General features: G+C 71.6%; 13 protein-coding genes and 1 tRNA gene. 9 read left to right on the forward strand and 5 right to left on the reverse strand.

Annotated elements, in window-relative coordinates; all coding sequences use genetic code 11:
* Positions 1-131: 131 nt before the first annotated feature.
* The 4 genes from Psi01_RS14740 (at position 132) to Psi01_RS14755 (ending at position 6,357) form a co-directional block, all read left to right on the forward strand.
* Entirely contained in the window at positions 132-1,691 is a 1,560-nt protein-coding gene (locus Psi01_RS14740) for a serine/threonine-protein kinase (RefSeq protein WP_204064567.1), read from the forward strand.
* Complete coding sequence (locus Psi01_RS14745) at positions 1,688-3,280, forward strand: serine/threonine-protein kinase (protein WP_204064568.1); 1,593 nt, start codon at positions 1,688-1,690, stop codon at positions 3,278-3,280. The genes Psi01_RS14740 and Psi01_RS14745 overlap by 4 nt, the downstream gene beginning before the upstream one ends.
* A gap of 67 nt (positions 3,281-3,347) precedes the next feature.
* Complete coding sequence (locus tag Psi01_RS14750; protein WP_204064569.1) at positions 3,348-4,796, forward strand: hypothetical protein; 1,449 nt, start codon at positions 3,348-3,350, stop codon at positions 4,794-4,796.
* Positions 4,797-4,905: 109 nt separating this feature from the next.
* On the forward strand, positions 4,906-6,357 hold the full coding sequence (locus Psi01_RS14755) for a hypothetical protein (RefSeq protein ID WP_204064570.1): 1,452 nt from the start codon (positions 4,906-4,908) through the stop codon (positions 6,355-6,357).
* Positions 6,358-6,457: 100 nt separating this feature from the next.
* On the opposite strand, the gene Psi01_RS14760 is transcribed toward Psi01_RS14755, so the two are convergent.
* The gene (locus Psi01_RS14760; RefSeq protein ID WP_204064571.1) at positions 6,458-6,703 is read right to left on the reverse strand and encodes a hypothetical protein; all 246 of its coding nucleotides are present in this window, start codon (positions 6,701-6,703) and stop codon (positions 6,458-6,460) included.
* 302 nt (positions 6,704-7,005) lie between these two features.
* Here Psi01_RS14760 and Psi01_RS14765 point away from each other — a divergent pair, with 302 nt between their 5' ends.
* Positions 7,006-19,446 carry a Tc toxin subunit A-related protein gene (locus Psi01_RS14765; protein WP_204064572.1) on the forward strand — a complete coding sequence of 4,147 codons (12,441 nt, stop codon included), beginning with the start codon at positions 7,006-7,008 and terminating at the stop codon, positions 19,444-19,446.
* 13 nt (positions 19,447-19,459) lie between these two features.
* The gene (locus Psi01_RS14770) at positions 19,460-20,671 is read left to right on the forward strand and encodes a T3SS effector HopA1 family protein (protein WP_204064573.1); all 1,212 of its coding nucleotides are present in this window, start codon (positions 19,460-19,462) and stop codon (positions 20,669-20,671) included.
* Positions 20,672-20,681: 10 nt separating this feature from the next.
* Here the strand turns inward: Psi01_RS14770 and Psi01_RS14775 are convergent, their stop codons facing one another.
* Positions 20,682-20,822, reverse strand: a complete 141-nt coding sequence (locus tag Psi01_RS14775) for a hypothetical protein (RefSeq protein WP_204064574.1) — start codon at positions 20,820-20,822, stop codon at positions 20,682-20,684.
* A 148-nt stretch (positions 20,823-20,970) separates the two neighbouring features.
* Here Psi01_RS14775 and Psi01_RS14780 point away from each other — a divergent pair, with 148 nt between their 5' ends.
* Entirely contained in the window at positions 20,971-21,996 is a 1,026-nt protein-coding gene (locus Psi01_RS14780) for a T3SS effector HopA1 family protein (RefSeq protein WP_204064575.1), read from the forward strand.
* A gap of 42 nt (positions 21,997-22,038) precedes the next feature.
* Here the strand turns inward: Psi01_RS14780 and Psi01_RS14785 are convergent.
* The 3 genes from Psi01_RS14785 to Psi01_RS14795 form a co-directional block, all read right to left on the reverse strand.
* A tRNA-Lys gene (locus tag Psi01_RS14785) sits at positions 22,039-22,112 on the reverse strand.
* Between the two features lie 430 nt (positions 22,113-22,542).
* Positions 22,543-22,944, reverse strand: a complete 402-nt coding sequence (locus Psi01_RS14790) for an OsmC family protein (RefSeq protein WP_204064576.1) — start codon at positions 22,942-22,944, stop codon at positions 22,543-22,545.
* 76 nt (positions 22,945-23,020) lie between these two features.
* Positions 23,021-23,296, reverse strand: coding sequence for a hypothetical protein (locus tag Psi01_RS14795; RefSeq protein ID WP_239127673.1), 276 nt, complete (start codon positions 23,294-23,296; stop codon positions 23,021-23,023).
* A 236-nt stretch (positions 23,297-23,532) separates the two neighbouring features.
* Here Psi01_RS14795 and Psi01_RS14800 point away from each other — a divergent pair, with 236 nt between their 5' ends.
* Together Psi01_RS14800 and Psi01_RS14805 are read left to right on the forward strand one after the other, a co-directional pair.
* Positions 23,533-23,901: a phage holin family protein gene (locus tag Psi01_RS14800; protein WP_204064577.1), complete on the forward strand. Its 369-nt coding sequence runs from the start codon at positions 23,533-23,535 to the stop codon at positions 23,899-23,901.
* 77 nt (positions 23,902-23,978) lie between these two features.
* Positions 23,979-25,493 carry an aromatic amino acid lyase gene (locus tag Psi01_RS14805; protein ID WP_204064578.1) on the forward strand — a complete coding sequence of 505 codons (1,515 nt, stop codon included), beginning with the start codon at positions 23,979-23,981 and terminating at the stop codon, positions 25,491-25,493.
* Positions 25,494-25,506: the final 13 nt, after the last annotated feature.

The raw sequence follows: 25,506 nt of genomic DNA on the forward strand, positions 1-25,506 counted from the left end.
TTCCCGGGTGACCATGGGTATGCCTGCTCCGCGGGGGATGGACCGGTCCCGCGCTCACCCCTCCCGGCCCCGTCACATGTCACGTAGAGCGACCCGCTGAGCATGATCAGTGATTCCGCTATCCTCCCGATATGCCCGACAGGGAGGACTTTGCGGCGCGCTACCGTCTACTGCGCCAGCTCGGCAGCGGCGGAATGGGAACCGTCTGGCTGGCCCGGGACGAGATGCTGCACCGCGAGGTGGCGGTCAAGGAGCTGACCCTGCCCCCCGGGGCCGACGAGTCCCGGCGCGCCGACATGGTCGCGCGCGCCGTACGGGAGGCGCAGGCCACCGCCCAGGTGCGCCACCCCTCCGTGGTGGCCATCCACGACGTGGCGGCCTACGACGGCAAGCCGTGGATCGTCATGGAGCTGCTGCGCGGCCGTACCCTCGCCGACGTCGTGGAGGAGCACGGGCCGCTCCCCCCGCGGCACGTGGCCGCGCTCGGCGCGCAGCTCCTGGACGGCCTGGCCGCCGCGCACACCCGCGGGATCCAGCACCGCGACGTCAAGCCGGGCAACGTCTTCCTGACCGACACCGGGCGCGCCGTGCTGACCGACTTCGGCATCGCCAAGCTCACCGGCGAGGAGACGCTCACCCAGACGGGACTGCTCATCGGCTCGCCCGGCTTCATCGCCCCCGAGCGCCTCGACGGCGAGCGGGGCGGCCCGGCCTCGGACCTGTGGTCGCTGGCGGCCACCCTCTACTACGCCGTCGAGGGCGTGGCCGCCTTCGACGGCGAGCCGGTGGTGCGGCTGTCGAAGGCCCTGGCCGGGAAGATCACGCCGCCGCGGCTGGCGGGCCCGCTCGGGCCGGTCCTGATGGCGATGATGGCCAGGGAGCCGGAGCGGCGCCCGGACCCCGACACGGCGCGGTGGATGCTCACGCAGGTCGCCGACGGTCACATCCCCGAGGTGTGGGCCCCGCCGCCCGCTCCGGACAGCCGGGTCCCCGGCACGGACCCCGGCCTCTCCGGCCCGCCGCACCGGCCCGACACCGATCCCGGCGAGACCGCGCCCCGCCGCCCCCGGTTCCTGCTGTGGATCGCCCTGGGCGCCACCGCGTGCGTGGTGGCCGCCGCGGTGTGGATCACGCTGACGCTGGCCGGAGGCGAGGCCGACAAGACGGCGTTCACCCAGCCGGTGGATCTGTGCTCCCTGCTCACGCCCGCCCAGGTCCGCGAGATCACGCGGGCCCCCCAGCCGCCGCAGGGCCGCCCGAAGGACGAGGGCTGCACCTGGACCACCGCCGACACCGGGATCGCGCTGATCCCGCACACCGACGGCGACACGCCGCAACCATGGATGATGACCCCCCAGGCCGCGCAGAACCTCCTGGTCAGCCAGGGTCGTGACCACTCCCAGCCGGGCAGCGGCATCCCGTGGGAGTGGGAGGAGATAGGGATGAAGGATCTGACCGCCGTCTCGACGGCGGGGCAGCCGGTGCAGGGGCTGGGAGAGGGGGCCTTCACCTACGACCTGAAGTCCGAGCTCGGCCAGACCCACACCGGCGTCGTGCACTTCCGGGCGCTCAACCTCGTCATCGAGGCCCGCTACTCCACCCTCTCGGCCAAGCCCACCGACGCCGACATCAGGGACAACGCGCTCAAGGCCGCCCGGTGGGCCGAGGCCGCGCTGCGGAGCCGGGCATGAACGAGGAGCGGATCCTGGCCGGCAGGTACCGGCTGCTGGAACGGCTGGGCGAGGGCGGCGCGGGCACGGTCTGGCGGGCCCGCGACGAGATGCTCCGCCGCGACGTCGCCGTCAAGCGGCTGCGCGGCGGGGAGGCCTTCGCCGAGCGCGCGATCACCGAGGCCAGGGCCGCCGCCCGGGTGAGCCACCCGTCCATCGTCATGGTCCACGACGTGGTCACCGACGACGGGCAGCCGTGGATCGTGATGGACCTGGCCGGCGGGAGCTCCCTCGACCGGGTGATCGACCGGCAGGGCCCCCTCGCACCGGCCAGGGTCGCCGCGATCGGCCTGAGCGTCCTGGACGCCCTGGAGGCGGCGCACGCGCACGGCCTGCTCCACCGGGACGTCAAACCCGCCAACGTCCTGCTCGGCGAGGACGGCACGGCGATGCTCAGCGACTTCGGCATCGCCGTGCCGATGACCGGCGAGGCCAGCACGGCCAGCCGTGCGGGCTCGGCCGGGTACACGGCCCCGGAGCGCCTGCGGGAGGAGCCCGCCGGACCGGCCTCCGACCTGTGGTCGCTCGGGGCGACGCTGTACACGGCCGTCGAGGGCCGCGCGCCCTTCCACAACGACCACCCCGCCGCCGTCGCCGCCGCCGTGCTGATGCGCGAGCCCCCGGATCCGGTCCGGGCGGGGCCCGCGCTCGGCTCGCTCCTGCACGGCATGCTCGCCAAGGACCCGCAGCGGCGTCCGGACGCCGCGGCGATCCGGCAGGTGCTGCACGACATCGTCCGCGCCGACCGGGTCGCCGGCGGCCACAGCGGCGGGTTCAGCGGCCCGCGGCCCGTCATGGCCGGGCCCTCCGCCGGGCGCTCCGCCAACCCCTCCGTCTTCGAGCCCACCACCACACCGGTCCGGCGGGGACTCGTCACCCCGCCGCCCCCGGCCGCGCCCCGCCGCCGGGGACCGCTGTGGGCCGGGGCCGCCGTGCTGGCGGTCGCGCTGGCCGCCGGCGCCGTGGTCACCGTCCGCACGGTCACGGCCGAGGAGCCGGTGCCGGACCGCGGCCGGTTCGCCGCCACTCCCGAGGCGTGCGGTCTGCTCACCGCCGAGCAGGCCCGCGGGCTGATCGGGGAGATCTTCGATCCGCGCATGACCAGGGTGGACGAGTGCACCTGGCAGCACACCAAGGGCACCGGCAACTACCGCTGGCTCAGCGTGCAGGCCCAGGCCGTACCGCCCCAGGGCGGCAAGAGCGCGGGCGAGACCGCCCGGATGCTGTTCGAACGCAGGAAGAAGGAGGCCGCCGCGGCCACCGGGACCGACACCGAGTTCGGCCGTCAGACGTGGTCGCCCGTCCGGGACGTCCCCGGGGTCGGCGACGGGGCCTTCACCCAGGACTACTGGCGGGTGGGCCGCAACATCTCCAGGACCATATGCTCGACGACGCTCCGGGTCGACAACCTGATCGTCGAGGTCGTCTGGACCCGCGCCGAGGACGGCGGGGTCACCCCCGATGACCAGCGGACCGTGCGCCGGGCCGCCGAACTGGTCGCGGCGGGACTCGGCACCTCCGGAAAAACGGTCCGAACTTCCGGGGGATGAGGGAGATCTCACAGATGAGACCTCCTCCCTCACGGTCCCGCTCCCCCATTCCCGCACAGGAGATTCCGTGAACCCCCATAATCCAGAACCGCCCACCACCCCGGTCAGGTGGGACACCACCGCGCCCTCCCCCGCGCCGCGGCGGCGCTGGCTGGTGCCCGCCGTGGCCGGGGTGACCGCCCTGGCCGCCACCGGCGGCGTCGCCCTGTACATGGTGAACCGGCCCGGTGAGACGCGGGGTCCGGCCTCCTCCGCCGCCTCCCCGGCCGTCCCCGCGGCCGCCTCCCCGTCGGGGCCGATCGACGCCTGTGCCACGATCGACTCCGCCGAAAGCGACCGCCTCGTCCCGCAGGCGAAGATAACCGAGGCCACCAACGACAGGCGGACCTCCGAGTTCCCCTCCATCACCTGGAGCTGCAGCTGGCAGAACCTCGACTACTCCTTCGGGGAGTACAGCCGCTCCCGCGAGATCAGCGTGGAGATCACCCAGCACCTCGGGCACAAGGGCGAGACCGCCGACACCGTCTCCCGCAAGCAGTACGGCATCGACCTGCAGAGCAGCCGATACTCCGCCACCCACCCCCTCAAGGACAGCTACTTCTCCGACGTGGTGCCGGTGGCCGGGGCCGGTGACGAGGCCCACTCCCAGTACACCTGGTACAAGGGCAAGTCGCAGAACGCCTTCGGCCAGGGCTTCAGCCGGGTGGGGGACCTCACCATCAAGGTGAAGTACCAGGCCGGCCAGGTGCGCAAGGACCTGCCGCTGTTCACCACCACCGGCAAGAAGTCCGTCAACGAGGAGAACGCGCTGCGCGAGATCAAGCTCCTGCTCACCCAGGTGTCGCAGTCGGCCGCGGCCTGGCGGCAGGGCAGGCCGTACGCCCGCGCGACCCCCTCGCCCACCCCGACGCCGACGCCGACCGTCACGCCGACGCCGGTCCCGATCGCCATGCCCAAGGCCTGCGCCGCGGTGGAGCCGATCGCGACCCCGCTGATCCCCGGCGCGAAGGCCGCCTTCGAGCGCACGCAGGACGGCGGCAAGACGATCACCACCTGCAGGTGGAACAACAGGGAGATCCCCGCCGCGAAGGGGCGGCTCGGACTGCGCACGGTCTACATCAGCATCACCCAGTTCACCAACCGCGCCGGGAGCCCGGACTTCGGGGCGGCCAAGCAGTACTACATCGACCTGCGCGCCAAGGCCAAGCAGTGGGAGGGCAGCGGGTTCCAGGGGCTGTTCTACTACAAGGTCAACGAGCCCGAGGGCTGGGGCGACGGTGGGCACTACCAGTACCGCAAGAACCGCACCCCGAGCGCGCACGTCGGGGTCGCCGACAGCGCCGTCCGCATCGGCACGACCGTGATCGAGGTCACCCACGGCGGCTCCGAGCGCCCCAAGAACACCCCGATCAACTACGCCAAGTCCGTCCTCATGCCGCAGAAGCAGGCGGTCGCCGGTGTCCTCCCGGTCACCGAGGCGATAGTGAAGGGCTTCAAGGAGAACGGCCTCAGCTGACCGGCCCGGCCGGGTGCCGCCCCCGCCCTCCGCGGCAACAGCCACCCGGCCCCATGGCCCCGTCCCGGCCGAGACCGGGCCCGTTCTGGACAGACACATCGGAGATCCCGTGAACCCCGACGCCTCCGAGCCCCCGACCGCACCGGTCCGGTGGGGGCTCGCCACCCCGCAGTCCCCCGCCGCCCGGCGGCGCTGGACGGTGCCGGCGGCCGCCGCCGCGACCGCCCTGGCCGTCACCGGCGGAGTGACCCTCTATCTGACGACCCGGCCCGATCCGCCGGCGGCGGGCCCCGTTCCGGCCGCCTCCCCGGCCGTCCCCGCGGCCGCCTCCCCGACGGGGGATCCCGACGCCTGCTCCATGGTCGGCAAGGCCGAGCTCGACCGGCTCGTGCCGCACGCGGAGATCGACCGCCAGAACCGCAACTCGCCCGAGCAGAGCGTCTGGGAGTGCGCCTGGGAGAGCGTCTCCGACGCCTCCGCGGAGTTCACCCGGACCACCGCGATCACGGTCAGGCTCATCCGGCACAAGGCCTCCAACGGCAGGAGCGCCAGGAACGCCGCCACCACCAGCTACGACCTCCGGTTGCGGGCGGACAGGCGGGCCGCGTCCGAACCCGTCAAGGGCTTCGCCTACTCCCCCGCGGTGCCGCTCACCGGGGCCGGCGACGAGGGCCACGTGCGCTACACCCGGTCCAAGAAGAACACCTACGCCACCGGCGAGGGGTACGGCCGGGCCGGGGAGGTCACCATCGAGGTGACCTACAAGGCCGACCAGTACCCCAGGGGCGGCTTCGCCGACGCCAACCGGCCCGTCGACGAGAAAGAGGCGCTGCGGGAGGCCGAGCTCCTGCTCCGGCAGGCGTCGGCGGCCGTCACCGCCTGGCAGGAGGGCCGGCCGTACACGCATCCGGCCACCCCCGCCCCGACCGCCGCCGCCACGCCCTCACCCACCGCCTCGCCCTCGCCCTCGCCCACCCAGGTCGGCATCACCGTCCCCGTGGCCTGCACCGCCGTGGCCCCGGCCGTCACCAGGCTGGTCCCCCGCCCGGAGAACGGCGCCAACCGCGCGCGGCAGCCCGACCGCACGACCATCGTCTGCTGGTGGGAGAGCGTGAACATCCGCACCGCCAAGGGCCTGCGCATGCGCACCGTCTACGCCGAGTTCACCACCTTCGCCGACCGGGCCGGAGGGCCGGATCCCGAGGGGGCCAGGCGGTACTACGACGAACAGCTCACCAAGGGGCAGAAGCGCGCGAAGGCGGGCCGCGAGTCCGCGGAGCTGTCCTTCGGCAGGCTCGCCGAGGTCGAGGGTCTGGGCGAGCGGGCGTACTACCAGTACAGGCAGGTCAGGAACAAAACCGTGCACGCGGGGGTGGGCGGGGCCCTCGTCCTCTCCGGCGCCACCGTGATCGAGGTCGGCTACGCGGGCGCGGACCGGCCGCGCGACACCTCGGTCACCTCCCGCGCGTCCGTGCTCATGCCGGAGAAGCAGGCCCTGGCCGGACTTCCCGAGCTCACGGAGGCGATCATCCGGGCTTTCGAGCAGAATCCGCCCCGCTGATCTCCGCCGCGGCCGGGCTGCGGGACTCGGCCGCGTCGCGGGGCCCGTCGCGGGGGCCGGCGCGGAACGGGCGCCGGGGCCGGGCGGATCCGGCGGCAGGTCAGGCGGCGGCCAGGGCGAAGGCGGCCGGGTCCACCCGGCCGGCCATGCTCAGGGCCCAGCGCATCCGGGTCGCGTACGTCTCGGGGTGGTCACCGGCCTCCTGCGCGACACACGCGGCGCAGTCGGCGAGATCCGCGTGGCAGGAGCGCAGCCTGCCCTCGATGGCGACGCGCACCTGCTCCGGCGTCGGGTCCTCGGACGCCTGCAACGCGGAAGTGAAGAGAACCTGTGCCAGCTCGGACACGCTCATCATCGTAGGCATCGTATGCCTCTCTCCCCGGGGATCTCCGAGTCCCTCAGGACTCCGGGGCCCCCTTGATCGTTTAAGTCTCCTTCACGCCTTCATCATCTCGAACGGCACTGACATTTTCGGGGTTCCACACCGGGGAACACCAGCGATTTAATTCGGACTCCGGCCGCCGGCCCGCCGCTTCGGCGATCTACCGGCGGGAGCCGGAGGGAGATCTTCTATTGCCCATGCCGAATTTCTGAAAACTACGATTGTCACCTTTTAGCGAGTATTCGGGGACTCAGGTTTACCCAAACATGAGGCGTCTTGTGTCGGGGTTCCTGAGGGGGGACGACGTGTTCCGGGACGACTCTTCACCCAGTTATGAGCAGCTCTTCGGGGATCTGGACTTCCGGGACGAGGACGACGCCCGGTCCGTCTACTCACCCGCCGCCTACTTCGTCGACCTCCTGGAGCTCCTGGAGGGGGCCCTGGGCCGGCCGTCGCTCCTCGAACGGCGGCCTGACCTGAAGAAGATCGTCCTCGACGCGCAGAACACGTTCACCGAGACGCCCTACCTCGACATCGTCAACGAGGTGCTGGAGCAGCTCGCCGGGAGCGACCCCTACGAGGCCCTGCGCACCGGGCGCAAGCCGTTCTCTCTCAACAACGAGCGGCTGAAGAAGTACCTCGCCTTCCTCCAGGTCACCCCGGAGGAGCTGTATCGCCTGTTCGCCTCGCACGTGGACCGCGACATCGTGGCGCGCGAGTACCTCGGGCTCTCCCGGCAGGACGTCGCGCTGGTGACGACCGTGCTGTCCGGCGAGGCCGACGTCGCCAGGGCGTACGGGGTCCCCGCGACCGCCGGGCTCGCCGACGTGGAGACCTTCGCCGACGCGGCTGGACTGTCCGGCGACCAGGTGCGCGAGCTCGCCGGCGTCACCCTGAGCGAGGACGGCCGCACGCTTCAGGGAATCGGCCTGCCGTGGTTGGAGCGTGCCAACCGGGTCGTGCACCTCGCCCGGCTGACCGGCCTGACCATCACCGAGCTGAACCAGGTGCTGACGACGTGCTGCGCCGACCGCCTGGACCCGGCCGCGCTGCGGGCCGTCGCGGTCGTGATCCACCTCGGGCGCGTCCACGGCCTGTCCGTCCCCGAGGTGTGCGACCTGGTCGCGCCGGTCGGACCGGCCGGGGTCGAGACCGGCTCGGGCGACATCCTGGCCGCGCGCAACCGGGACTACCGCTTCCGCCTGTCGGCCGCGATCGACGTGTCGGAGGCGGACATCGTCGAGACCGTGACGCGCTACCGCGCGCGGTACGCCGAGTCGGAGCCGAGCCCCTTCGACCGCGGGGTCGTCGGGCCGTCCCAGATCGGCCTGCTGCGCCGCACCGGCCGCCTCACCAGGGCGCTCGGCGTCTCCACCGGCGAGTTCTTCGACGTGCTCGTCGCGCTGGAGAGCGACCCCTCGCTGCACAGGTACACGACGTTCGCGGTGCTCGACGACACGCCCCCCGCCACCCGGGACTGCTTCGCGCTGCTCGACGAGGGCAGCCTGTGGCTGGTGCAGACGCTGTTCGCCGTCGTGGCGTGGATGCAATCCGGCGGCTTCGGCGGCGCCGAGCTCGTCGACATCCTCGGCGGGCGGCCCTCCGCGGAGAACCCCGAGGAGGTCAACGCGCTCAACCAGGCCCTCCAGCAGGTCGCGTTCTCCCCCGCGCTGTTCGTCTCCGACCGGTTCGGCCCGCGCGCGGCGAAGGTCGTCCACGACGTCCTGACCGCCTACGACGACACCGTCGTCAGCCCGCGCGACGACCGGCTGCTCCGCCTCGACCTCGCCGGGGCCCGGCCGGCGGCCTACGACGCGGTCACCGACTTCGGCGTCGTCGCGGCCGAGGACTTCCTGGGCCTGGGCCTGGGCGAGCGGCTGGCCGCCAAGATCTTCTCGAACCTGGTCCACCAGGGTCACCTCCGCGCGGACGGGACCCTGATCGCGGTGGGCCCGCGGCTCGCCGGGGACTTCGGCCCGTACGCCGAGCTGCTCTTCAAGTCGATCGGCGCCGTCGTCAACGGCTCCGCGTCGTTCTTCCCCTCCGACCTGGCCGCGGTCAACACCATGACCGGGGCGCAGCAGGCCGAGCTGTACGACAACCTCATCCACAACGGCCACCTGACCGAGGACGGCGACCTGACGGACCCGGACTTCTTCCTGGACTCCGCCAACCTGGACCGGTTCGCCGTCAACGTCGACCTGTCCGACGTCCGGGACGACGTCTTCGAGGTGCTGAACGACCGGATCACGGCGTTCCGCGAGGGCCCGCTCGCCCCCGAGATCGACGACGAGAAGCTGCTCGAAAGCCTGCGCTTCAACGGCTACATCGACCAGAACAATAATTACGTCGACAAATCAGCCCTGATTTCCCTGAAGCCGACCGATTTCGGGCTGGCACTGGAGTTCCATCCCCGCCGGAAATCCATTCTGGACACGATCCAGGCGCAAATAGCCGAATATCGGCGTGACCTGTACACGTTCACGCCGGATGATTTCTCCGAGATCGCCGACCGCGCGATGGGCCACCGCGTGCTCGAGGGCAGGGACGGCGACTTCACCGCGACCGAACGGGCCGTCGTCGACGACCAGATCACCGTGGTCAAGGCGGACGAGGCGCCGTACCGGCTGTCCCGCGAGGCCCTGCTCGACCTCGGCTTCGAGGAGGAGACCGACCGGGTCCTCGCGCTGCTGGTGGATCAGGGCCATATCACCGAGGGCCTCACCGTGCCCTGGGACCGGATCGACTACTTCGGCAACGTCAACAACGTCCTCGGCTTCACCCTGGAGGGCCTCCAGGACTTCGGCGCCGACATCTTCTTCCTGATCCACTCCGTGGCCCGGGAGCTGTCGGCCGCCATGGACGAGGTGCTCGGCCTGCTGACCGGCTGCGCCGCCGAGCAGCGGCAGGCGCTGTACGGCACGCTCGCCGACGCCTTCGGCGTGCCCCCGGCCACCGTCGCCGCCATCTGCGAGGCGATCACGGACCGCCCGATGGACGTGCTGGCCGCGCCCGTCCTGACGGACGGCGAGGACCTCGTCGCGGTGCCCGCCGACCCGCACTTCCGCCTCACCTACCGCAGGGTGCGGCGCTTCGCCCTGCTGGCGGGCAAGCTCGGCCTGGACCCCACCGAGATCGCCGTGGTCTTCCGGGACCAGGACCTGGCCGGCAAGTTCCCCGAGCCCCTCGCGCTCCCCGCCGGGATCGAGCGCTTCGACGCGGTGCTGGAGAGCTTCGACGGCAACGTCTACGCGTTCGGCGAGGGCGGGTACTGGACCTACCCGCGGGCCACCTACGCCCCGCTCAGCCCCGTGCCCAGGCCGCTCACCGCGCTGTCCCCGGCGCTCGCGGACCTGGTCGCGATCGATGCCGCCTTCACCTACACCGACGCCACCGAGTGGCTCGTCGGGCACGGGACCGACGGTCTCTCCCGCGTCTTCACCCGCGAGCCCGGCGGCACCCGCTGGGCGCCCGGGGAGCAGGTCTGGGGCAAGGTGCGCAACGCCTTCGACGACCCGGCGCGCATCGACAGCGCCTACGTCGACAAGGACGGCAGGACCTACCTGTTCAGCGGCGACCAGTACGTCCGCTACTCCAGCGGCGACTACTCCGCGGTCGACGAGGGCTTCCCGCGCAGCGCGTCGGAGTGGTGGGGCTCGGCGGTCAAGGACCCGGTGGACGCCTCCTTCCAGTCCCCCGACGGCAGGATCCACCTCTTCACCGGGACGACCTGGCAGTGCGGGGACACGCGCGCGCCGATCTCCGAGAAGTGGGGCAGGGTCCGCAACACCTTCACCGGGGCGGAGCGGATCGACGCGGCGTACTCCGACGGGACCGCCGCCCGGCTGTTCGCCGGCAACCAGGTGATCCGCTACTCCGACAGCATCGAGAACCCCGGCGTCCTCGCCGACGAGGGACACCCCCGGCTGATCCACGACGTGCCCGCCGAGTTCGAGGGGTCGATCGACGCGGCCTTCGTCGACACCGCGGGCGTGCTGAACCTGTTCCGCAACGGCCGGACCGTCGCGATGACGGGGGCCCGCGCCAAGGTCGTCAGGACCGCCGACCGCTGGGGCGTGCTGCCGCCCGCCCTGCCCGGCGGCACGGTCGACGCCGCGTTCGTCGGGCTCGACGGCAGGACGTACCTGTTCGGCGGCGAGACCTACCTGCGCTACTCCGGGGACGACTACACGGTCGTGGACACCGGCTACCCGCGCTCGATCGCGGCCGACTGGGGCGGGCTGACCCGCGTGGACGCGTCGTTCGTCATGGACGGCACGGCCTACCTGTTCGGCGCCGGCGGGAAGCTGTTCGAGCTGCCGGTCGAGTGGGAGGGCGAGCTCGACGCCGACCGGGTCTCCCCCCGGCTGCGCAACCGCTTCCAGGAGCACGGCCTCACGCCGGTGCGGATCACCGGCAAGGCGCCGGAGTGGCGCCTGGAGACCGACGAGGGCATCCCGATCACCGTCAGGCGCGAGGGCCTGCGGATCAAGGTGTACGGCGAGGGCGCCCGGTTCTACGTGCGCTACTCGACCCGGGACTACCGGACGCCGGACGCCGGGTTCCCCAAGCCGCTCTCCGACGACTGGTGGAACCTCGGCCTCAGCCCGGTGGACGCCGTGTTCACCGGCGCCGACGACCGGACGTACCTGTTCTCGAGCGACCGGTACGTCTGGTTCGACGCGATCCACCGCTGGTGGTCGGAGCCGCTGAGCATCCGCGAGCACTGGGACAGCATCCCGTTCGACCGGATCGACGCCGCCTTCGTCGGCCGGGACGGCCGGACCTACCTGTTCTCCGGCGACCGGTACGTGCGCTACTCCACCGGCGACTACACGAGGGTCGACGACCGCTATCCCGCCCGGGTGGGCGCGTTCTGGGGGAACGTGGCCAACAACCTGGCCCGGACGGGCCGGGTGGACGCGGCGCTGGTCATGGACGTGACCGAGCAGGTCGACGGCGTCGACACGGCCCGGACCTACACCTACCTGTTCTCCGGGGACCAGTACGTCCGCTACGAGGGCGGCGACTACGCGGTCGTGCAGTACGGCTACCCGCGCGACGTCGCCTCGCTGGGCACCGAACCCGGGCTGGCCGCGCTGGGCGTGACGCTCGACGGGGTCGACGCGGCCTTCTCCGACCGGCGCACCGCCTACCTCTTCCGCGGCGAGCGGGGACACGCCGTGTCCCGCGCCCCGTACCGCGCCTACCCCGGCTACCAGGGCGTGAGCTGCGCCTTCATCGAGAACGGCTCGGTGATGACGGAGGGGCCCGAGGGCTGGCTCAGGCGCACCTCGATCGAGGAGCGGCAGCCGTCGGCCTCGCCGTACCGGCCCAGGACCCTGCGCACCGTGCCGCCGGAGTTCCGGACCGGCCTGGACGCGGTCCTGAGCGGCGCGGACGGCACCACCTACCTGTTCAAGGGCCCGCTGTGCTTCAACACCCAGCTCGGCCACCCCTACCCGCTGGCCGAGGAGTGGGGCCGGCCGCGCAACACCATCTACCTGGACAGCGCGGTCGACGCCGCCTTCGTCGGCCGGGACAGCCGGGTCTACCTGTTCAGCGGGGACCAGTTCGTGATCGAGCCGGGCGGGGAGCCGCAGCTCATCGGCGACCGCTGGGCCGGGCTGACCAGCGTCGACCTGGCCTACGTGCGGGGGACGACGACCTACCTGTTCGAGAAGCCCGACGCCGGCGGCACGCGGCGCTATCTGCGCTATTCCGGTGCGGACTACGCCGTCCCCGACGAGGGGTACCCGGCCGTCGCCGACGCCACGTTCTGGCAGTCCCCGCAGGGCTTCCCGGTGCCCGACGCCGTCCTGTTCGAGGGCGACACGATGATCCTGCTCGGCGGCGACCGGTGCGTGTCCTACGACGAGAAGACCGGCACTTGGTCCCGCCCCCGGCCGATCGAGCGGATCTGGCGGGGCTACCGCCAGGGGATGGAACCCGAGGACACGCTCCGCACGGCGTTCACCGCCCGGGACGGGACGACCTACTTCTTCTTCGGCACGCGGTACGCGGCCTACAAGAACGGGTCCTTCGGCGCGCCCGCCATGATCCGTGACCGGTGGGGGCTGTCGGCCAACCCGTTCGGCACGACCGTGGACACGGCGTTCACCTGGCGCGGCACGACGTTCCTGTTCTCCGGGGACCGGTACGTCCGCTACTCCACGGCCGACTACCGCTACGTCGACGAGGGCTATCCGAAGAAGACGGCCGGCAACCTCCGCAGGGAGGAGGCCTTCAGGAGCTTCCCCGAGTCCTTCGAGGAGGCGCTCACCCGTCCGCTCGACGCGGTGATCGCCAACGACCGGAACGTGTACGCGTTCGCGGGCGGCGGCTGCCACGTGGCCTCGCGCGAGCTCACGGCGAGCTTCCCGCTGGAGGTCGTCGGGCGGATCCGCAACACCGTCGCCGGGCGGGTCGACGCGGCCTTCACCGACGACGGCAGGACGTTCCTGTTCTCCGGTGACCAGTACGTCCGCTACTCGGGCCAGGACTACTCCTACGTCGACGACGGCTACCCCAGGTCGCTGCGCGACGACGCCGACTTCGCGGTGCCCGAGCGCTACCAGGACGGGGTGGACGCGGCCTTCAAGGGGCTCGACGGCCGGATGCGCTACTTCCTCGGAAAGGAGCCCGGCTGGGGCACGGTCCGCAACGCCTTCACCGACCAGCGCGTCGATGCGGCGTTCGTGGCACCCGGCGGCGAGCTGTACGCCTTCGCCGGCGGGCAGTACATCCGCTACCGGCCGGGCATGCCCGACCTGGTGGAGGAGGGGTTCCCGCGGACCGTGCGCGACGACTGGGGCGACCTGCCCGCCGCCTTCGAGGCGGGGCCCGACGGCGCGTTCGTCTTCGAGGGGCGCACCTACCTGCTCAAGGGCGAGCAGTACGTCCGCTACTCCGGCACGGACTACCACCGGGTGGACCGCACCTTCCCGCAGGAGTTCCGGCACCGCTGGTCCGGCACCGCCGACTACCGGCTGAGCGACGTCAACGTCATCACCCGCTTCGCCGAGCTGGTGCGCGCGCATCCGGACGGGCTGCCCGCGTTCCTGCTGACCGGGACCCAGGATCCGTACCACTACCTGTCGGCGCTGTTCGGCTGGGACATGGACGAGCTGCGCTGGGCCCGGCGGCACGGCGAGCTCCTCGTCGCCGGGACGAAGGAGGAGGCCCGGTTCGAGATCGAGTTCCTGCTCGGGCTCACCGGCCTGTTCGCCGCCTCCGCCAAGATCGGGCTGGGCCCGAGGGAGGTCTACGAGACCGTCTGGTCGAAGATCCACGGGAGCGGCGACCTGGAGGCGGCGGGCACCGTCCTGTCCGCGCTGGTCGAGGATCCCGTCGTGATCAGGCGGATCCACGACGAGCTCAACGTGCTCAAGCGCGACGCGCTCGTGTCGCTGCTGGCCGACCGCGGGCACGCCGGCTCGCGCGAGCTGTTCGGGCGGCTCCTGATCGACGTGGACATGGGAAGTGCGGGCACGACCTCCCGGGTCCGCGAGGCCATCGCCGCCACCCAGCTCTTCGTCCACCGCTACCTGCTCGACCTGGAGGAGGTCTCCGGCGACAGCGCCGAGGTCCGCAGGCGGATCAAGACGTGGTGGGCGTGGATGCGCAACTACCGGGTCTGGGAGGCGAACCGGAAGGTCTTCCTGTACCCGGAGAACTATCTGCGCCCGGAGCTGCGGCCCGCCAAGACCCCGGCGTTCCAGACGCTGGAGAACGACCTGCTCCAGGAGGAGATCACGCCGCAGGCCGTGCAGAGGGCCTACAAGAAGTACCTCGACGAGTACACCGAGGTCTCCCGCCTGGCCATCGCCGGAGGGTACGTCTACACCGCCGACGACGCCCCCGAGGGGGAACGCCGGCTGGTGCTCTTCGGCCGGACCCGGACCTCGCCGCGGCGGTACTACTTCCGCAGCGCCGAGTTCCACGACGGCGAGAAGCTGAGCGCGAGCTGGGACGCCTGGCAGAAGGTGGACGTCCAGATCGACGCCGACGTGGTGGACCCGGTGCACGCGTTCGGGCGAATCTTCGTCTTCTGGACGGTCGTCGAGAACGTCTCACCCGACAACCTGGCGGGCACCACGATCGTGGCCAGGAAGGACGGCGACAGCCAGAAGGTGTCCGCCCCGGCCCCGACGCCGCGGGTGAAGATCTTCTACGCGTTCCGCAACCTCAACGGCGAGTGGAGCACCGCCCAGCTGCTGGCCGCCGACGCGCCGCAGGAGGGCGCCGTCTCCGGCGTCGGCCTGTACGTCCAGGCCTCGCGGCACCTGCCCGGCGGCCCGCCGGGCGACCACGACTCGATCGTGGTCCAGTGCACCTACACAGTCGCCAAGGCGGCCGGCCCCGTCACGGTCAAGTCGTCGTTCTCGCTGACCCCCGAGCTGTACGCGCTGCGCGCCCAGGGCACCGTGCCGCCCGCGCGGCCCACGGACCCCCGGAAGGTGTTCGCCGAGCCCGTGCCGCCGATCGTGCGCTTCAACATGCCGGCAGACTCCCCCGACGGGCCGTGGTTCAGCGTCGACCACAAGGGCGGCAGCTTCCTGTGCCGTCCGGTCGGCGCGCCCCGCACGCCCTATCCGTGGTCTCCGCTGCCCAGGAACCCCGACCGGCTCCCGACGAACTGGACGAAGATCGACGCGGCGTTCCGGGCGGGCGATGGCACGATGTACTTCTTCGACAACGCCTCGCAGCGGTACATCGCCACGCCCCCGGACAAGGAGAGCTCGGCGCAGACCAAGAAGCCCACCGCCGAGCGCTGGGGCGTCATCGGCACCAACCTGAACCGCACCGGGGTGGTCGACGCCGCCCTCGTGCGCGACAACGTCGTCTACCTCTTCTCTGGCAGGGAGTACTACCGCTACACCCGCTTCCCCGACCTGGATCCCGGCTATCCCAAGCTCATCGCGGACAACGACGAGAACCTGCCGAGATGGCAGCGCGTCGACTGGGCGACCCGGCTGTCCGACGGCAGGATCCACTTCGGGTGGAACGATCAGCACTTCCGGTTCCTGCCGGACGGGACACCCGACCGGAGCGCGGGCAGGGCGCCCGCGCGCTCCGCCGACGCGCCGTCCTTCCCCTCCGGCGACGGCGCCGTGACCTTCGACAACAAGGCCGGGACGTACACGGTCCCCGGCGACAGGACGCCGCGCCCGACCCGGGCGCTCGGGCGGGTCCCGACGAACGTCACACGGACCGGAACGGTCGACCTCGCCTACGTCCTGGGCAACCGGCTGTTCCTGACCTCCGGCGACGAGTTCCACCGCTACACCCTGGGCGGCGACGGCGCCGTCCCGGACTACGTCGACGAGGGGTATCCCCGGCCGCTCCCCCGGCGGCTCAAGGCTGTCTTCCGCGGATACGTCTTCAGCGGGGACGACTACGCGGTCATGGACGACCGGGATCCGGACGCCGCCTTCCCCTGGATCCCGGTCCAGGGGAACTGGCGGGGCCTGCCGGAGGGCGGCTACGACAGCGTCCTGGAGGGCGAGGCGCTCTACTTCTTCAAGGGGACGACCTACGCCGAGTACCCGCTGACGGACACGGTCGTGCGGCCGTACGAGATCGCGGCCCTGCCCAACGAGGTCATCCGGCTCACGTCGAGCACGGCCTACCGGCTCAACCGCGAGCTCCTGACCGGCGGCGTCGCCGCGCTCCTGGCGCCCTCCACCCAGGAGACCGACGAGCTGCCCAAGTTCAGCCAGACCCGCACCGACGCCACGACCATCCAGGTCAGGCCCGAGGTCTGGAAGGCGGGCGTGCCGACCGGCTCGCACCTGGACTTCCAGAGCTCCAACGGCATCTACTACTGGGAGATCTTCTTCCACGCGCCGCTGCTGATCGCCCAGGCGCTCAACGGCGCCCAGCGGTTCGAGGACGCCCGGCAGTGGTACGAGTACGTCTTCGACCCCACCCGGCGCAACGACTACTGGCGCTTCCTGCCGTTCCTCGCGATCGACATCCCGGCGCTGGTGTCGGCCTGCCGGCGGGAGGCCGAGGGCAGGAAGATCACCGCATACGACGGGATCCTGACGAAGGTGGAGGCCCTCGCCCCGGCGTTCCAGCAGGTCCGGCCGCTGGAGCCGGCGGAGCTGACGTTCCTGGACGACCTGGCGGGCAGCGGCCTGGACGCCGTCCGGGCCGCGCTCCCCGACAGCGAGCTGGTCGAGATGCTCGGCCATCTGCGCCGGCAGTACGACCTGCTGGGCGACCGGGACAGCCTGATCCGGGCCTACCTGGACGACCCGTTCGACCCGCACGCCATCGCGGACCTGCGGCCCGTGGCCTACCGGCGCGCCGTGGTCATGGCCTACATCGACAACATCCTCGACTGGGGTGACATGCTCTTCCGGCAGTACACGGGCGAGAGCCTCGACGAGGCGCGGATGCTGTACATCTTCGCCCACGACCTGCTGGGCGAGCGCCCCTTCGACCTGGGGCCGCGGGCGCTGCCCCCGGCGGCCGCCTACGAGCAGCTCGGCGACGGCCGGAGCGGCGTGGCCGCGCTGACCGCCGAGGACGGTCCGGGCGGTGTGTCCGCGCCGGCCGCCGAGGACGCTTCGAGTGACGTGGCCGCGCTGACCGCCGGCGGCGCGATGCTGCAGGGCGCGGGCGCCGTGAACGAGAGCATCGCCAGGCCGTACTTCTACGTGCCGGACAACGCCGCCTTCCACGAGTACTGGACGCGGGTCGACGACCGGCTGCGCAAGATCCGGCAGTCGCTGGACATCATGGGCATCGCCCGGCCGGTGCCGCTGTTCGAGCCGCCCGCCGACGTCATGGCGCTCGTCCGCGGCAGGGCGGCGGGCGCCCCGCTCGACCGGCTCACCGCCGGGCCCGCGGCGGCGGTCCCCGACCACCGCTTCGCGTTCCTGTTCCGCAAGGCGCAGGACCTGGTCGGCCAGCTGCGGCAGTACGGCGGCGACCTGCTCGGCCACCTGGAGCGCCGCGACATCGAGCAGCTGTCGCTGCTGAACAACCGGCAGGAGGCGGGGATCGTCGAGATGACCAGGGCCGTCAAGGAGGCCCAGGTCAGGATCGCGAACGAGACGCTGGCCGAGCTGCAGGCCGCGCTCAAGGGCGCCGAGGAGCGCGTCGGCCACTACGAGAAACTGGTCGCCCAGGGCCTGACCCCGGTCCAGCAGGCGCAGATCTCGATGTTGTCCCTGGCCACGGTGTCGAACTTCGTGGCGAGCGGAATCAAGATCGCCGCGGCCTTCGCGCTGTCCGGCCCGGAGGTCTACGTCGGCCCGTTCATCGTGGGCATCAGGGAGGGCAGCCAGGAGGTCGGCAACGCCCTCAACACGATCTCGGACGTCTCCTCCACGCTGGGCCAGGGCTTCAGCTCGATCGGCGAGGTCCTCGCCGTACGCGCCGACCAGGACCGCCAGGAGCAGGACTGGCGCCTGCAACTGGGCATGGCCAGGACCGACGCGGCCCAGATGGGCCACCAGATCGCGGCGGCCGAGTTGCAGGCGGCGATCGCGCAGCGCGAGCTGGAGATCCTCAACCGGGAGGCGGCCAACCTCGACGCCGTCAACGCGTTCCTCACCGAGAAGTTCACCGGCGCGCAGCTATACGGCTGGATGGCCGGCCGGCTGTCGGGGACGTACTTCCAGGCCTACAACCTCGCCTACGACCTGGCCCGCTCGGCCGAGCGCGCCTACCAGTTCGAGCGGGGCCTGTCGGAGACGTTCATCCAGCCGACGTACTGGGACAGCAGGCGCGGCGGCCTGCAGGCCGGGGAGAGCCTGGCACTGGACCTGGAACGGCTGGGCAAGGCGTACGTCGAGGCGGACCGGCGCGGGCTGGAGATCGTCAAGAAGGTCTCGCTGCTCGCCCTCGACCCGCTCGCGCTGCTGGCCTTCCGGGACGGGGGCACGTGCGAGTTCGCGCTGACCGAGGCGCTGTTCGACCGGGACTTCCCCGGCCACTACCGGCGCCAGATCCGCACCGTGTCGGTGACCTTCGAGAGCGCCGACGGCCCGGTGGGCGTCCCGGCCACGCTCACCCAGCTGGACAACAGGGTCGTGCTGTCGCCCGATCCCAAGGCGGTCAAGTTCCTGCTCGACCCGAAGGGCTCGCCGCCCGCCTCGCTGCGCGCCGACTGGCGGCCGAGCCAGCAGATCGCGCTGTCCGACCTGGAGGAGTACCGGGACAACAACGGGCTGTTCGAGCTCCGCTTCGACGACGACCGCTACCTGCCCTTCGAGGGCACCGGGGCGATCTCCCGGTGGCGGCTGTCCGGCAGGCCGCGCGCGGATCTGACCGATGTGACGATCACGGTGAAGTACGCGGCCCAGCAGGGCGGCGATCCGTTCGCCACCGCGGTCAGGGGCATGCTCAAGCCGTACCCCGCCGCCCGGTTCGTCGACGTGGCGGCCGAGTTCCCGCAGGCCTGGGCGGACTTCCAGGAGAGCGGGGAGCCCGAGCTGGTCCTGCCGCTCACGCCCGAGCTGTTGCCCGGCATGAGCGGGCGCCAGATCACCGGCGTCTACGCCTCGTACGGCGGAGCCGGGGCGCGCCTCCTGCTCAACGGGGACCAGCGGCTCGCGCTCGACGAGGGCAGGCTGCTCAGGACGCCCGGCCTGAACGTCGGCGGGCCTCCGTGGAGACTCCTCCTGGAGGGCGACAGGTCGGCGCTCACCACCATCGGTCTCGTGCTGGCCTACCGCGCCGGCGTGAAGTGAGCGAGGTGCCCGCATGTTCTCGCCCCTCTCCCGGAAGCCGCCGAAGGCGAAGTCCTCCCGCAAACAGGTCCGCAAGCAGAAGCCGGCCGGCTCCGGGTCCGGGTTCGGGTCCGCGCCGGTCAAGTCCGTCCACCCGCCGGTGTTCCCCGAGACGGTCAACCCGTCGCGGCGCATCGCCGTGGTGGACGAGGAACCCGACCGGCTCGGGTCGGCCAAGGTCGTCAGAGGCCTGACCAGGCGCGCCGTACTGGCCACACCGGTGGCCCTGTCGGACCAGGAGCGCTACGACCTGAACCGCCAGGCGGCCCGGCAGACGCTCGACCAGATCTACGACCAGTACTACGACGCGGCGACGGGGCTCAAACGGCCCCCGGGCGCCCTCCAGAAGAGCATCTACAACCTGATGGGCAAGGCGCCCTCCGACTACGCGAAGGTCCCGATAACAGACCTGCAGTGGAGGGCCTTCAAGGCCCAGCCGAACGCCACCGTCGTCAGCCAGGGGGTCGGCAACGCCAGACAGGAGTGGGAGAGATACTGGCACGAGCTCGCCCGCTATCGCAGCAGCTGGGACCGCTTCAACCCGTTCGCCGCCGCACCGACGCCGCCGGCGGGGCCGGAGGACAACGAGCAGGCGATCCTCCGCGGCGACTACTTCCGGGTGCACAACCAGAACGGCGACAGCAGCAACAAGAAACGACGGATGCGGCGCATCATCGTCAACGTCAACTCGCAGGAGGCGGGACTGCGGGTCGCCCGCGCGCTGAACGGGCTGTTCACCGACCCGGTGACGGCGAAGCACTTCTGGCAGTACAAGATCTATCTCTCCAGGAAGCCCGGCATGGCCGGGCGCCCGATCAAGCATGACAAGCTCGTCCTGTACTACGGCCTCGCCGATCCGGACGACACGAGCAGCGACCCGGTCGGCGACAAGATCGTCGACGCGATCGACCGCGCGATCCGCCCCGAGGACGTCGGTGAGGGGTTCGCCCCGTTCTACTCGCGCATCAGCCCCGGCATCGCCTGGGCCGAGGAGCCGAAGGCCTTCGTCTCCGCCCTCAAGCGCAGCTTCACGAGGACCCGCGCCGAGATCATCGCCGAAGTGGTCCGGACCCATCCCCACATCGACGACAAGGACGAGTTCGAGCGGCTGGTCTACGCGGCGCTGGAGCAGGCCCGCGTCGACCCCGAACGGCCCCACAGGCACCTCGCGGAGGTGATCGAATGACCACGCCCCCTCACCGGCCCACGCCCGCCCCCTCCCGCCGACCGCCCGCGTCCTCCGCGTCCTCGACCTCCACGCCCTCCTCGGCCTCCAGGCCGAAGGAGTCCTCGTCGAGGAAGGAGAGCAGGCGGGACGGCGGAAAGAAGATCAGCAAGCACGCGAGCGAGTTCCTTCCGCTCGTCCCGCGCGCCGTGCCCGGGTCGTCCCGGGACTCGCTGAGCCTTCTCCCTTCACGGGCGCCCTCCGAGCGCCTGCGGCCGGACGGGCCACCCGGCCTGTCCGGGCCGTCCGAGCCGCTCAAGGTGAGCAAGTCGGCCATCCGGGTCGCGACCGGGCGGCGGCCGGCGTTCAGGCCGGGCATGTCGGACCAGGAGCGCTATGCGCTGAACCGCCAGGCGGCCCGGCAGACGCTCGACCAGATCTACGACCAGTACTACGACGCGGCGACGGGGCTCAAACGGCCCCCGGACGCCCTCCAGAAGAGCATCTACGACCTGATGGGCAAGGCGAGCTCCGGCTACATGAGGGAACCCATCACGCGTGATCAGTGGCTCGCCTTCAAAACCCAGCCGAACGCCACCGTCGTCGGCCAGCGGGTCAAGAAGCACCGCGGCGCGTGGCGGAGGTACCGGCAGGAACTCGCCGACTACGAGGGGGGCTGGAAGAAGTTCGACCCCCTGACCGACCCGCCCGCACGTCCGAGAGGGCCGGAGAACGACGACGAGTCCGTGACCCGGGGTGACTACTTCCGGGTGTACAACCAGAACGGCGGCAGCGACCAGGGGCGGCGGATGCGGCGCATCATCGTCAACGTCAACTCGCAGGAGGCGGGACTGCGGGTCGCCCGTGCGCTGAACGGGCTGTTCACCGACCCGGTGACGAAGAAGCACTTCCGGCAGTACAAGATCTATCTCTCCACGACTGCCGGGACCGGCGCGGAGCTGGTCAAACACGACAAGCTCGTCCTGTACTACGGCCTCGCCGATCCGGACGACACGAGCAGCGACCCGGTCGGCGACAAGATCGTCTCAGCGATCGACGGCGCGATCCGCCCCGAGGACGTCGGTGAGGGGTTCGCCCCGTTCTACTCGATCGTCAGCCCCGGCGTCGCCTGGGCCGAGGAGCCGAAGACCTTCGTCTCCGCCCTCAAGCGCAGCTTCACGAAGACCCGCGCCGAGATCATCGCCCAGGTGGTCAGGGCCAACCCCCTCATCCGCGACAAGGACGAGTTCGAGCGGCTGGTCTACGCGGCGCTGGAGCAGGCCCGCGTCGACCCCGAACGGCCCCACCGCCACATCCCGGACATGCCGCTGGAGTCCGGGAAATGAAGAAATCCCAGCCCACTGGGGTGGGCTGGGATTTCTCGTCTGTGCGCCGCCAGGGACTCGAACCCCGGACCCGCTGATTAAGAGTCAGCTGCTCTAACCAACTGAGCTAGCGGCGCTTGCGACGGGTCAACTCTAGCAGCCTCACCAGGTGGAAAGCACATCGCGGAGTTACGGGGACGCAAGGGAGGAAACCGAGGCCGGGCAGAGGTACGGGCCCGGCGGAGGTACGGGGCCGGGGCCGTGGAACTCCGGCACCGGGAGCTTCGGCCCAGGAAAAGGTACGGGGCCGGACGGTTCCCCCAACCGTCCGGCCCCGCCTCTACCTCGCGGGCTCTGCCTTCGTCTCCCCCAAGACTCCGGCGGCTCCGCGTAGGGACGCGAACCCCCGCGTCCTTTCCGGTAAAAGTCCTCGTGCGCCCCCGTGGGGCTCACAGGTCTCCTTGACCTGCTTCAACACTAGCGAGCCGATTGCAACGTGCACGTCATACACAGGTTGATTCTGGGCCTACAGCCAGAGTTGACCCGGTATAGCCGGGACCGGTCCGCTCATGACCCGGGCAGTTCCAGGATCACCTGGGTCTCGTCCCTCAGGGCGCGGCTCACCGTGCAGTATCGCTCCTCGACCCGGTGGGCGACCGCCCGGAACACCTCGTCCGCCTTCTCGTCGCCCTCGGGCAGCTCGACGTCGTAGGTGATCGTGATCGGTCCCAGCTTCGAGGTCTCCACCTTCTCGGCGTGGACGGTCATCGCCAGGCGGACCAGGCGGTGGCCGCGCTGGGCGGTGAGGGGTTCGACCGTGACGATGTTGCAACCGCCGAGCGCGGCGAGCAGCAGCTCGACCGGGGTGAACGCGCCCTGCTCGTCACCGCCGCCCATGACGACCTCGGCGCCGCGGTCGTTGCGCGCGACGAATCCGTCCTCGGTCCGTTCCACCTTCACCGACGCCACGGTGCACTCCCCTCCGCCGACTGCCTCCGCCGACTTCCGATCACCCTATCGAAGCCGGCAGCTCGGGCGGCGGGGGTCAGGCGTCGGGGTGCTTGGACAGGTAGTCGATGTAGAACGGACGCAGCGCCTCGCCGAGCTCGCCCTCTCCCGAGGCCATGGCGTCGCTGAGCAGGGCGGAGACCCTGGTGAGATCGTTGGCCGTCTCACCGTCGTGGCCGCTGGCCGCCTCGGCCGCCGGAATGACCTTCAGCAGCTCCCACAGGAAGCCGAAGTCCCCGTGGCGCACCGCGTAACGCACCGACCGGTCATGCAACTCCTGGGCCGACATCTCCTGCAGCTGGTCCGTTTCCACCAAACCCACCCCCTCCATCGCCACCCTGCCCACAGATGTGAGCGATCATGCACAATCGTGGACGCCGAGCGGACATCTCTCCGCCGCCGCGCCCGGCGCACCGCGGTCACGGTACGTCGAGCGCCACGATGACCTCCAGACTGTCTAGTGTCTTGGTATATCGGCGACGGCGACATACCCGTCACGACCAGGAAGACCAACCGCCCATCCGACGAACCGTGCGAGGACGCCCCAACGTGAAGATCATCGTAAAAATCCTCATCGTGGCGGCCGCCCTGTGGGCGGCCACCCAACTCGTGGACGGCATCACCGTCGAGGGAGGCACCACCACCCAGAACATCCTGACGCTGCTCGCGGCCGCCCTGATCTTCGGTCTCGTCAACGCGGTCCTCAAGCCGATCATCAAGACCGTCGGATGCGCCTTCTACATCCTGACCCTCGGCCTGTTCGCCCTGATCGTGAACGCCGGCCTGCTCCTGCTCACGAGCTGGATCGCCGAGCAGCTCGACCTGCCCTTCCACGTCGACGGCTTCTGGGCCGCCTTCTGGGGCGCGCTCATCGTCGGTGTGATCAGCTGGCTGCTCGACCTGGTCCTCGGCGACTGAGCCGGTACGGACGACCCGGGCATCGGAGAACGGCCGGCGCAGGTGAGAGGCTCCAAGCGGTCAGGACGGCCGAGGCGATGACCATCGTCCTCGACGGCACCGGCCTGACCTGCCAGGACGTCCACCGGGCGGCCCACGGCGCGGGGATCCTGCTGGGCTCCCTGGAGCGCGCCGAGGCCGCCTGGCGGACCGCCCGCTCACTCCAGGGGCCGCTGTACGGCCGCACCACCGGGGTGGGCGCCAACAAGGGCGTCGCGGTCGAGTCCGCCGGGCTCGACCTGCTGCGCAGCCACGCCGGGGGCGCGGGCCCGCGGGTCGGCCGCCCGCGGGCCCGCGCCGCCCTCGTGGTCCGCCTCAACCAGCTCCTGGCCGGCGGCTCCGGTCTCGATCCCGCGCTCCTGGCCGTCCTCGCCGAGGTGATCAACCGGGGCCTCACCCCGCCGATCCGCACCTACGGCGCCCTGGGCACCGGCGACCTGACCGCCCTGGCCACCACCGCCCTGTGCCTCCTCGGCGAGATCGCCTGGGTCGCCCCCGGCCGCGCGTTCTCCCCTGAGGCCCGCCGGGAGACCACCCGGGAAGACGCCTCCCCGCCGGCCGATGAGGACACGCCTCCGCTCCCGGCCGGGCAGGACGCGCCCCGGCCCGACGCCGGGCAGGGCGCGCCCCGGTTCGCGCTGGCCCCCGAGGACGCGCTGCCCTTCATCAGCTCCGGCGCGGCCACCCTCGCCGACGCCGCACTGGCCGTGCACCGGCTGCGCGTCCTGCTCGACGCCGCCGTCGCCGTCGCCGCCCACTCCTTCCGCGCGATCGAGGCCTCCCCCGAACCGCTGGCCGAGGCCGTGCAGCGTCCGGGAAACCAGCGCGCGGTCGCGGCCCGGCTCCGTGAGCTGGTCGGCCCCACCGCTCCCCCACGGGTCCAGGATCCGTACGGCTACCGCACCATGCCCCAGGTCCACGCCGCCGCGCTAGACGCCCTCGACCGGGCGCGGGAGGCCGTCACCGCGGAGCTCAACGCCTCCCCCGAGAACCCGCTGATCGCCGGGGGCCGGGCCTGGCACAACGGGGCCTTCCACTCCGCCGGGGTCGCCCTGGCGCTCGACGCCCTGCGGGCCGGGATCGTCCAGACCGCGTCCCTGAGCGCCGCCCGGCTCGCCACCCTGACCGACCCGGGCCACACCGGCCTGCTGCCCTTCCTCGCCGAGCGTCCCGGCCTGTCCGGAGTGATGATCCTGGAGTACGTCGCCCACTCCGCCCTGGCCGATCTGCGGCACCTCGCCGCTCCGGTCACCCTCGGCACCGCCGTACTCTCCCTGGGCACCGAGGACCACGCGAGCTTCGCCCCCCAGGCCGCGCGGGCCGCCCTGCGCGCCGCCGGGCCCCTGGAGGCGGTCCTGGCCTGCGAGCTGGTGGCCGCCGTCAGGGCGCTGCGCCAGCGCGGGCTGCCCTGCGACAGCCCCCTGGACCCCGCGATGGCCGACCGTCCCCTCGACGCCGATCTCGGTCTCGCCCGCTCACTGCTGCCCGGCCTCGGTCTCTCGCGCACGCCGCTGTCCGGCCCGCGCTCGACGGGCGGCGCGCCACCCGGCTGAGCCGCACCCACCT

Origin of the sequence: Paraplanobispora siamensis (assembly GCF_016863175.1) — a bacterium.
GTDB classification, from domain to species: Bacteria; Actinomycetota; Actinomycetes; order Streptosporangiales; family Streptosporangiaceae; genus Planobispora; species Planobispora siamensis.

Bases quoted from the DNA above. Each gene is read 5' to 3' on its own strand.
- Psi01_RS14740 (WP_204064567.1), top strand. From the start codon at position 132: ATGCCCGACAGGGAGGACTTTGCGGCGCGCTACCGTCTACTGCGCCAG.
- Psi01_RS14745 (WP_204064568.1), top strand. From the start codon at position 1,688: ATGAACGAGGAGCGGATCCTGGCCGGCAGGTACCGGCTGCTGGAACGG.
- Psi01_RS14765 (WP_204064572.1), top strand. From the start codon at position 7,006: ATGAGGCGTCTTGTGTCGGGGTTCCTGAGGGGGGACGACGTGTTCCGG.
- Psi01_RS14770 (WP_204064573.1), top strand. From the start codon at position 19,460: ATGTTCTCGCCCCTCTCCCGGAAGCCGCCGAAGGCGAAGTCCTCCCGC.
- Psi01_RS14805 (WP_204064578.1), top strand. From the start codon at position 23,979: ATGACCATCGTCCTCGACGGCACCGGCCTGACCTGCCAGGACGTCCAC.